This is a genomic window from Ruminococcus sp. (assembly GCF_045129435.1).
Classification (GTDB): domain Bacteria; phylum Bacillota; class Clostridia; order Oscillospirales; family Acutalibacteraceae; genus Ruminococcoides.
The window spans coordinates 1-9448 of the sequence record NZ_JBGVJL010000145.1; the positions used below are offsets into that span (position 1 = coordinate 1).

Annotated in this window: 10 protein-coding genes; 9 read left to right on the forward strand and 1 reads right to left on the reverse strand. The window is 39.0% G+C overall.

Going from position 1 to position 9448, the window contains the following annotated elements; all coding sequences use genetic code 11:
* Together ACJMMI_RS06930 and ACJMMI_RS06935 are read left to right on the forward strand one after the other, a co-directional pair.
* The coding region (locus ACJMMI_RS06930) for a dipicolinate synthase subunit DpsA (protein WP_405354493.1) at nucleotides 1-737 on the forward strand (737 nt) is incomplete at its 5' end.
* Nucleotides 734-1306, forward strand: a complete 573-nt coding sequence (locus ACJMMI_RS06935; RefSeq protein ID WP_405354494.1) for a dipicolinate synthase subunit B — start codon at nucleotides 734-736, stop codon at nucleotides 1304-1306. The genes ACJMMI_RS06930 and ACJMMI_RS06935, both read left to right, overlap by 4 nt.
* Nucleotides 1307-1594: 288 nt before the next feature.
* Here ACJMMI_RS06935 and ACJMMI_RS06940 read toward each other — a convergent pair whose 3' ends face one another.
* Nucleotides 1595-1810: a helix-turn-helix domain-containing protein gene (locus ACJMMI_RS06940; protein ID WP_405354495.1), complete on the reverse strand. Its 216-nt coding sequence runs from the start codon at nucleotides 1808-1810 to the stop codon at nucleotides 1595-1597.
* Nucleotides 1811-1960: 150 nt separating this feature from the next.
* Between ACJMMI_RS06940 and ACJMMI_RS06945 the strand changes: the two genes are divergently transcribed.
* From ACJMMI_RS06945 to ACJMMI_RS06975, 7 genes are all read left to right on the forward strand, one after another.
* Nucleotides 1961-4906, forward strand: a complete 2946-nt coding sequence (locus tag ACJMMI_RS06945) for an Ig-like domain-containing protein (protein ID WP_405354496.1) — start codon at nucleotides 1961-1963, stop codon at nucleotides 4904-4906.
* 188 nt (nucleotides 4907-5094) lie between these two features.
* Nucleotides 5095-5610 carry a hypothetical protein gene (locus ACJMMI_RS06950; RefSeq protein WP_405354497.1) on the forward strand — a complete coding sequence of 172 codons (516 nt, stop codon included), beginning with the start codon at nucleotides 5095-5097 and terminating at the stop codon, nucleotides 5608-5610.
* A gap of 20 nt (nucleotides 5611-5630) precedes the next feature.
* The gene (locus tag ACJMMI_RS06955) at nucleotides 5631-6902 is read left to right on the forward strand and encodes an O-acetylhomoserine aminocarboxypropyltransferase/cysteine synthase family protein (protein WP_405354499.1); all 1272 of its coding nucleotides are present in this window, start codon (nucleotides 5631-5633) and stop codon (nucleotides 6900-6902) included.
* Nucleotides 6903-6919: 17 nt separating this feature from the next.
* Complete coding sequence (gene ispD / locus ACJMMI_RS06960) at nucleotides 6920-7627, forward strand: 2-C-methyl-D-erythritol 4-phosphate cytidylyltransferase (protein WP_405354501.1); 708 nt, start codon at nucleotides 6920-6922, stop codon at nucleotides 7625-7627.
* Nucleotides 7628-7642: 15 nt separating this feature from the next.
* Nucleotides 7643-8110: a 2-C-methyl-D-erythritol 2,4-cyclodiphosphate synthase gene (gene ispF / locus ACJMMI_RS06965; protein WP_405354503.1), complete on the forward strand. Its 468-nt coding sequence runs from the start codon at nucleotides 7643-7645 to the stop codon at nucleotides 8108-8110.
* 72 nt (nucleotides 8111-8182) lie between these two features.
* The gene (locus ACJMMI_RS06970) at nucleotides 8183-8698 is read left to right on the forward strand and encodes a zinc ribbon domain-containing protein (RefSeq protein ID WP_405354504.1); all 516 of its coding nucleotides are present in this window, start codon (nucleotides 8183-8185) and stop codon (nucleotides 8696-8698) included.
* 55 nt (nucleotides 8699-8753) lie between these two features.
* A partial coding sequence (locus ACJMMI_RS06975; RefSeq protein WP_405354505.1) for a D-alanyl-D-alanine carboxypeptidase family protein occupies nucleotides 8754-9448 on the forward strand: 695 nt, incomplete at its 3' end.

Here is a 9448-nt window from a genome sequence, read left to right on the forward strand (position 1 = left end):
AAATATCCGATATAAAAACTGCTGTTTTAAAATCAGATGCAATAATTTTCCCGTTGCCGTCAATTTGTGCTAACGGCACTGTAAACACACCTTTTTCAGACAATAAAACAAGGCTTGACGATGATACGCTTGAACTTTTAAAAAACAAGCCGATATTTGTTGCTATGAAAAATAAATTTCTAAAAGCATATCCATGTCTTACCGATTGTGAAGTGTACGATTATTCGGCTAAAGAGGAGTTTCAGGTAGCCAACGCCTTGCTTACTGCCGAGGGTGCTGTTGAAATTGCCATGAATGAGTACGAAAGCACAATTTTTGGCAGTAAATGCCTTGTATGCGGCTTTGGCAGAATCGGTAAAATGCTTGCAAAAATGCTAAAGGCACTCAATGCCGAAGTGACCGTAAGTGCCAGAAATGAAGTTGATTTTGCGTATATAGACGCACTAGGCTGTAATCACATCAATACAAATAACCTCAAAAGCGTTAAGGGCTATGACCTTGTATTCAACACAATTCCGGTAATGATTTTTGACAGCGATCTGCTTATGAACACCGACCGAAACACAATTATTATAGACCTTGCCTCACTTCCGGGAGGAGTGGATTTTGAGGCGGCACGCAGGTACAAAACCGATGCCATTCGTGCCTTGTCGCTACCGGGCAGAACCGCACCAAAGGCAGCGGGAGAAATTATCAGAAAAACGATTTTTAACATAATCAAGGAGGTTTACAGGTGACAAAAGCAACCATTGGCTATGCAATGTGCGGTTCCTTTTGCACCTTTTCACAAGCCTTTGAGCAAATGCAGAAGCTTGTTGATTCAGGCTACAGGGTACTTCCGATAATGTCAGGCAATGCCTATTCAACAGACACTCGATTTGGCAGGGCAGAGGAAATGGTTAAAACTTGCGAGGAAATCACAGGAGAAAAGGTACTTCACACCTCGGTGCAGACAGAGCCTATAGGGCCTAAAAAAATGTGCGACCTGCTTGTGATAGCACCTTGCACAGGAAACACACTTGCAAAGCTTTCGCTCGGCGTTACCGACACCTCGGTAACAATGGCGGCAAAATCACATCTGCGTATTCTGCGACCTGTACTGTTGTGCGTTGCAACTAATGACGCACTCGGAGCGTCGGCACAGAACATCGGCAGACTTATGAACACAAAAAATATTTATTTTGTCCCTATGCGGCAGGATAATTGCATAAAAAAGCCAAACTCACTCGTGGCAGATTTTTCTAAAATAGAAGAATGTGTAGAGCTTGCACTGCAAGGCAAACAACATCAGCCGATATTTATATGATATAAAACAACCGTTTAAATTTCTGAATAAGTCAGTCAAAAACGGAAAATATACAAATGCCCCTTTACGGTATAATGCAATCAAAATTACCGTAAAGGGGATTTTTATGGCAAAAAGTGTGTTTTTTAAATAATTGGCACGATTGCCGATATATTCTAAAGGCAGAAAAGAAGAGAATGACTTAGGAAAAAGAAAATTTTTGATAATATTATAAAACATATTGACAAATACCGCAAAATGCAGTAAAATTTAGATAAAAATAACAGCAACTGTATAAAACTTTTGCTGTCATTTGGAAATATTATCTTTTTTATCAGTTAAACCAAGTATATAATCTGTACTTGTTTGAAAATACTTTGCAAGGGAAATCAGTATAGCTGTAGGAATATCACGCTGACCAAGCTCATAATTGCTATATACCTGTTGAGAGCAATGTAGAATAGTACTCATTTGCTTTTGAGTCAAATCAGCATCTTCACGCAATTCCCGTATGCGTCTATACATAATTGTATCACCTCTATTTTAGTATAGCATACCGCACATTGTTGTATTAATAATCACCGCAAAATGCAGTAATTATGTAAATATATATTCTTAATTTTTTTAACACAGATATATCTGTGAGAACATAATTTTAAAAAATGGAGGTAAATTATGAAAAGCAAAAGTTTAAAAAACGTGAGTTTATTATTAGTTTTTTGTATATTAATTTCTTTAGCTGCAATAAATCCGGTTAAAGCAATTCAAACTGATAAAATTAATAATATGATCACTATTGCGGAAAATGAATTAGGTTATTTAGAAACGACTTATGATGATGGAAGCTTTTATTCTAAGTATGGTGATTGGTATGGTTATCCAAATGGTGCTTGGTGTGCAATGTTTGTAAGTTGGTGTGCAAACCAGGCTAATATTTCTACCAATGTAATTCCAAAATTTGCTTCTTGTTCAGAGGGACGAAAATGGTTTGTTAATAAAGGACTTTGGAAAAACAAAGGAGAATATGAGCCTAAAACCGGAGATTTAATTTTCTTTAATAATTGCTCTCATGTTGGAATTGTTAAAAAATTTTATGATGATATTGTATATACAATCGAGGGTAATGCTGCTGATGAAAATGGTGAAAATTATGGTGTTAGAGAACGCCATTATGCCATTACGAGCAGTAAAATTACCGGTTATGGTATACCAGATACCGAAATTACAAGCAACTTTAATGGTAGTGCAAATAAAAAAGCAACTGCTTATATGCTGCCTGACAGTAATTCTGCTACTGTATGGGAAGTTTGGGAGAACGACGATTTAGAAATTCTTTGCGAGGAAAATGGTTATTATCTTGTAATGTATCCATTTTTGAGTACAGGAAAATTTGTTTCTGCTTATATAAAAAAAGATGTTGCAAATGTAAGTGGTATTATACCAAATACAAGCGAGTGCTACAATATAAATAAAAAGGCAGTTTGTACAACTTCTGCTTCTTTATACCACAATGCTTCTGATGATGCACTTCTTTCAAGCAATGGTACAGATAAAAAAATCAGAGCAACATTATCTGCTAACACCGGAGTTACCGTTCTCTTTGAGAAAGACGGATTTTATTTTGTTAGAAATGCTTCAGTTTCCGGTTTTATCAAAAAAGATAATATCAAGTTTACAGAAAATAGCAACAATAAAATTGGTGACATTAACGGTGACGGAATTATTTCCGTTGTTGATGTTACCTATCTACAGGGATATATAGCAAATAAATCATCTTTTAACACTGTAACAACTACTGTTGATTTGAATGGCGATAATTACATTGACATTAACGATGTTAGTTTAATTCAAATGTATATTTCTGGCTATATAACAAAATTTCCTATTGAAAAAGAACCCATCACAACACAACCGACAGAAACTGTTGTGCCAACAACTCAAGCTATTGATGTTGCTTCAATAATTGTACATAATACAAGTATATATCTTAATGAACAAAAACAGATTGAGTATCAGGTGTTGCCTGAAAATGCAACAGAAAAAACCATTTACTGGATAAGTAATGATGATGAAATTGTTTCTGTTGATTCTAACGGAATAATGACAGGTAACTCAATAGGTACAGTAAAAATTACTGCTATTTCTAAAAATGGTGTGAAAGCAAGTTTTTCTGTTACAGTAACTAACCGCAATGTAGATGTATCTAAAATTGAAATAGACAATAAATATCCGGCTGTAATGAATAACGGAGCTACCTTGCAATTAAATGCTACTGTTTCACCGGCTAATGCAACTGATAAAAGGATTGTTTGGAGTTCGTCAAACTCAGATGTTGCTTCTGTAAATCAAAATGGTTTAGTAACTGCTAATAATGCCGGCACAGCTATAATTACTGCAAAATCATCAAATGGTTCTATTTATTCAACATCTACTATTCGAGTAAATAGAACAACAACATATTTGGAAAGCGGTACTTATTGCTTAAAACTAAAAGGCACAAGTTCTTATCTTGACCATCAGGGCGGTAATACTAACGGTACTAATGTACACCTTTGGTCGGGTGACGGTAATTCAAATAACAATCAAAAAATTGTAATTGATAGAATAGACGACAATAGATATATGCTTCGCAGTGCTACATCGAATAATCTTCTTATTGATGTAAATAGAGGTTCATCATATAGTGATCCTATTGCAATAGGTAAAAATATTGATTTATGGCAAAATAACGACTGGGAAGCTCAAGAATGGTTGTTTACAAAAACCTATGACGGTTATTATATTATTCGTTTGAATATGTATCAAAATGGTGCTATTGAAGCCGGTGGTAAAGATAACGGAGCAAACATATTCTTTGGTACATATAATTCTGAAAATGATATGCAGAAATGGGAACTTGTTAAGACACCTGATCCTGACATTTTGGAAACTACTATGTGGGTTTGTAATACCGGTGATGTTGGTAATGTAAATGTCAGGAGCGGACCGGGTACAAATTATGCTTCAATCGGTGGATTTAACGAAGGACAACAGGTTACTATCATAGGTAGTACAAGCTCTGAATGGCTTAAAGTGAGAGGTGCTAATCGACATGGCGGTGGTACTATTGAAGGCTACTCGCATAGAGATTACTATACAATAAATCCACCTGTAACTCCGCCTTCACCGGATACATCGTTGGATGCAAAATTCAGAGAGCTCCAAACAAGATTTGTAAATGGTCAGTACTGGAATAAATACAATGACCCTTCATGCAATAGAACCGGTACTATTCCTTGTAAATGTAGCTTATATTGTAGTCCAAATTGCAGTTGCAAATGTGGTGCTTTTACTTTAAACGGTGCTTTTATTGCTGGTCAATGTCATGGCTATGCTCTTAAATTAGCTTATGAAATTTATGGTTCAAATGCTAATACCTGGAGAAGGACTACTTCACTCAATGACTTAACACCTGGCGATATTATCCGATATAGTGGACACTCTGTTATGGTTACAGGTGTATCAGGAAATTTAGTTACATATACAGATTGTAATGGCTCAGGACCTTGTAGAGTTAGATGGGGTGCAACAAAATATAAAGGTGACTTCAAAAATATAGAAACAGTATATAAGCATCCTTGATTATAATGGAAGCGGCAGGCTCAGGCTTGCCGCTTTTTCCTTTCCCTAACCCCAATCAAAAATAATTCTGCAAATTTCCAAATTGTTAGCATTGGGGTATTGATACATATGCTTTTTTGTGATAAAATGATAAATAGCATTAATTGTGAATAAATTATTGTTATAATTTTTATAAAGGAATCATTTTTATGAAGCTATGTACTAAATGCAAGCATTTGCACAATGATGAGGACACCGTTTGTTCCGATTGTAATTCTACGCTTGAAAGTATTACAGATGAGAACACCCCTGTTTATCTGCTCTCGGCAGCGGGCTTTGAGCTTGAGAGAATTAAAACCGCACTTGAGGACAACTGCGTTCCTTGCGACAGCGTTATTAAAAACAAGGAGCTGAGAAAGCAGGAGTTTATCAACAAAAACAGTGCCGTAAGCGATATTTTCGTGCCTTATGCCGCCTATGAAAAGGCATATGACATTTGTGTGGGTATAGGTGCTATCAAAGAAGACGATACTGTTATTCTTGATGATGACGCTAAGCCTGAGCAAAACGATGAGCCTACATTGGACGAAAAATTCGAGCAGATGAGCGGTGCTAAGCGTACCACTGTCAGGGTGCTTTCTGCCATTGCGTTTCTTGCACTTGTGGCACTTGCTGTTTACGGCACAGACGCTATTATGGGCTTTATAAAAGGACTTTTCAGTTAAGTGAATTTTGGAGGATAACTATGAATATCGAAACTAAATGCGTACAGGCAGGCTGGCAGCCTCATAAGGGCGAACCGAGAGAATTGCCAATCTACCAGAGTACTACTTTTAAGTATGACACAAGCGAAGAAATGGGCAAGCTCTTTGACCTTGAGGCTGAGGGCTATTTCTACACAAGACTTCAGAACCCTACTAATGACAGCGTTGCATCAAAGATTTGTGCAATGGAGGGTGGCGTAGCTGCAATGCTCACATCAAGCGGTCAGGCTGCAAACTTCTTTGCTGTATTCAATATTTGCGAGGCTGGCGACCATATAATCGCTTCATCTTCAATTTACGGCGGTACATACAACCTCTTTGGTACAACCCTTAGAAAAATGGGCATTGAATGTACTTTCGTAGATCAGGATCTTCCTGAGGGGGAGCTTGCAAAGTACTTTAAGGATAACACAAAGGTTGTGTTTGGCGAAACCATTACTAACCCGACTGTTTCTGTTCTTGATATTGAAAAATTTGCAAGACTTGCACATTCTCACGGTGTGCCGCTTATCGTTGACAACACATTTGCAACCCCTGTAAACTGCCGTCCTTTTGAATTTGGTGCAGATATTGTTACTCATTCAACCACAAAATATATGGACGGACACGCAACAGCAGTCGGTGGCTGTATTGTTGACAGCGGTAACTTTGACTGGCTTGCACACGCAGACAAATACCCGGGACTTACAACTCCCGACGATTCATACCACGGTATTGTTTATGCCGAGCGTTTCGGTAAGGCGGCTTATATCACAAAGGCTACTTCACAGCTTATGCGTGACCTTGGTGCTATTCAGTCACCACAGCACGCTTATTACCTCAATATCGGTCTTGAGTCACTTCACCTCAGAATGAAAAAGCATTGCGAAAACGCACTTGCAGTTGCCAAGTATCTTAAAAACAACGAGAATGTTGCATGGGTTTGCTATCCTGATCTTGAGGACGATAAGTACCATGAACTTGCTAAGAAATATTTGCCGAACGGCTCTTGCGGTGTACTTTCATTCGGTATTAAGGGTGGCAGAGAGGAGTCCATTAAATTTATGGACGCTCTTCAGTTTATCACAATCGTTACCCATGTTGCAGACGCAAGGTCATGTATTCTTCATCCGGCAAGCCACACACACCGCCAGATGACAGACGAACAGCTCATCGAGGCAGGTGTAGCACCTGACCTTATCCGCCTTTCTGTAGGTATTGAAAGTGCTGAGGATATTATTGCAGACCTCGCACAGGCATTTGAAAAAATCTAAGTTTGGGAGTTGATTTAATGTCAGCTTATGTTTCAGCCGTAATCGTTGCGGCAGGCGGCTCGGTCAGAATGGGAATTGCAGACAGCAAGCAGTTTATTCCTCTGCTTAATAAGCCGGCTATAGAATATACATTAAAGGCATTTCAGAAATGCTACCTTATAAAGGAAATTGTCGTTGTATGCCGAGATCAGGATGTTGACCGCATCAATGCTCTCGTTGATGAAAACGGATTTACAAAGGTCAGCAATGTTGTGCTCGGCGGTTCGTCACGCTCTCAAAGTGTGCGTAACGGCATTAAGGCGGCAAGTGAAAAGGCAAAGTATTTTGCCATTCACGATGGAGCACGCCCACTCATTACTGTTGACGAAATCGAAAGGGTAGTAGAGGCTGCCTTTGAAACCGGTGCGGCAACACTCGGCACATCGGTAACCGACACAATCAAAATTGTTGACGGCTTTAATAAGATTGAAAGCACACCGCTTCGTTCTCAGCTCAGAGCTGTGCAGACTCCTCAGGTTTTTGAAAGAGATTTGTATATGTTTGCTCTTGAAAACGCAGGCGAAAACAGTCTTGAATTTACCGATGACTGTGCCCTTATCGAAAATATGGGCGGTGAAGTTTTGGTAGTTAAAGGCAGTGAAGAGAACATCAAGCTTACCACACCTGTTGATGTAATTCTTGCCGAAAGCATACTTAAAAATCGCTTGGAAAACAATAATTTTTGATTGAGAGGCTAATATATGAGAATTGGTCACGGCTATGATGTACATAAATTCGCCGAAAACAGAAAATTGATTTTAGGCGGCGTAGAAATTCCTTATGAACTCGGTTTGCTCGGCCATTCCGATGCCGATGTACTTGTTCACGCTGTAATGGATAGCTTGCTTGGTGCTGCGGCACTCGGTGACATTGGCAAGCAATTTCCTGATACAGATGAAAAATACAAAGGTGCAGACAGCATGGCTTTGCTCAGAGAGGTTTGCAGAATCCTTGCCGAAAACGGCTATAAAATCGGCAACATCGATTCAACTGTAATTGCTCAAAAGCCAAAGCTTAAGGATTATATTCTTTCAATGAGGGAGAATATTGCGTCTGCCTGCAATATCGACATCTCACAGGTCAGCGTTAAAGCTACCACCGAGGAAAATCTCGGCTTTACAGGCAGACTTGAGGGCATTTCCGCTCACGCTGTTTGTATTATTGAATAATGTAATAAATTTTGATGCACAGCATAAATATTTATAAATGCTTGTATCATAAAATAAATGGAGGCACATATTATGAATAATTGTCCAAGATGTAACGCACAACTCGAAGATAACGCTGCGTTCTGCCCAAACTGCGGTTTCTCAGTAGCTCAGCAGGCTGCAACACAGCCACAGCAGGCACAGCCAAACCCACAGGAACAGCAGTACAACCAGTATGCGGCTGCACCTGTAGCAAATCCAACCGACCATACAGCTGAATTCTCGGCAGAAGAGGTTTCAGAAAACAAGCTTATTGCCGCACTTATCTATGTATCGGGAATTTTAGGTGTAATCGTTGCTTTGATTGCTCAAAGCTCAAGAAAGTCAAAGTACCTTGATTTCCACATCAAGCAGGGACTTATGATTACTATCATTATGTTTTTCCTTGCAGTAGCAGGTGCAATTCTTTCTTTCACTTGTATTGTTCCTATTGCTGCAGCAATTTGCGAAGTAATTCTCCTCGTTTGCCAGTACATCTGTCTTTTCAAGACACTTGCAAACAAGTCTGTTGAAGTTCCGATTATCAACAAATTCGGCTTTTTGAAATAATCTAACATAATCATACAAACAGCACCTCGTTCATAGAATTGAACGAGGTGTTTTTATGATAAAAAAGCTATCTACTATACTCGCTTTTGTACTGACTTTATCCATAGTTCCTTTATTTTCTCAAAAGGCTTATGCCGTTACGGAAGACACAATCACAGCACCCTCTGCGGTGCTTATGGAAGCGTCATCGGGGAAGGTCCTGTTTGAAAAAAATCCGCATGAACAACGCCCTTGTGCGTCAATCACAAAGGTTATGACAATGCTGCTTGTGTGCGAGGCAATCGACAACGGGAAATTAAGCCTTGACGATACCATAACAGCCTCGGCTCATGCCGCATCAATGGGCGGCAGTGACATATGGCTTGAAGAGGGCGAAACTATGAGTGCCGACGATATGATTAAAGCAACGGTTGTGGCAAGTGCCAATGATGCGGCGGTTGCACTTGCTGAACATTTATGCGGAAGTGAGGAAGTTTTCGTTCAGAAAATGAATGAAAAGGCACAACAGCTTGGAATGAAAGAAACCGTATTTAAAAATTGCAACGGACTTGACGAAGAAGGACATATAACCTCCGCTTATGATGTGGCAGTTATGTCAAGAGAGCTTATGAAGCACGAGATGATATTCAACTACACATCAATATGGCTTGATAATCTGCGTGACGGAAAAACTCAGATTGTAAATACTAACAAGCTTTTAAAAACCTACAACGGCATTACAGGACTTAAAACAGGCACAACCAATGACGC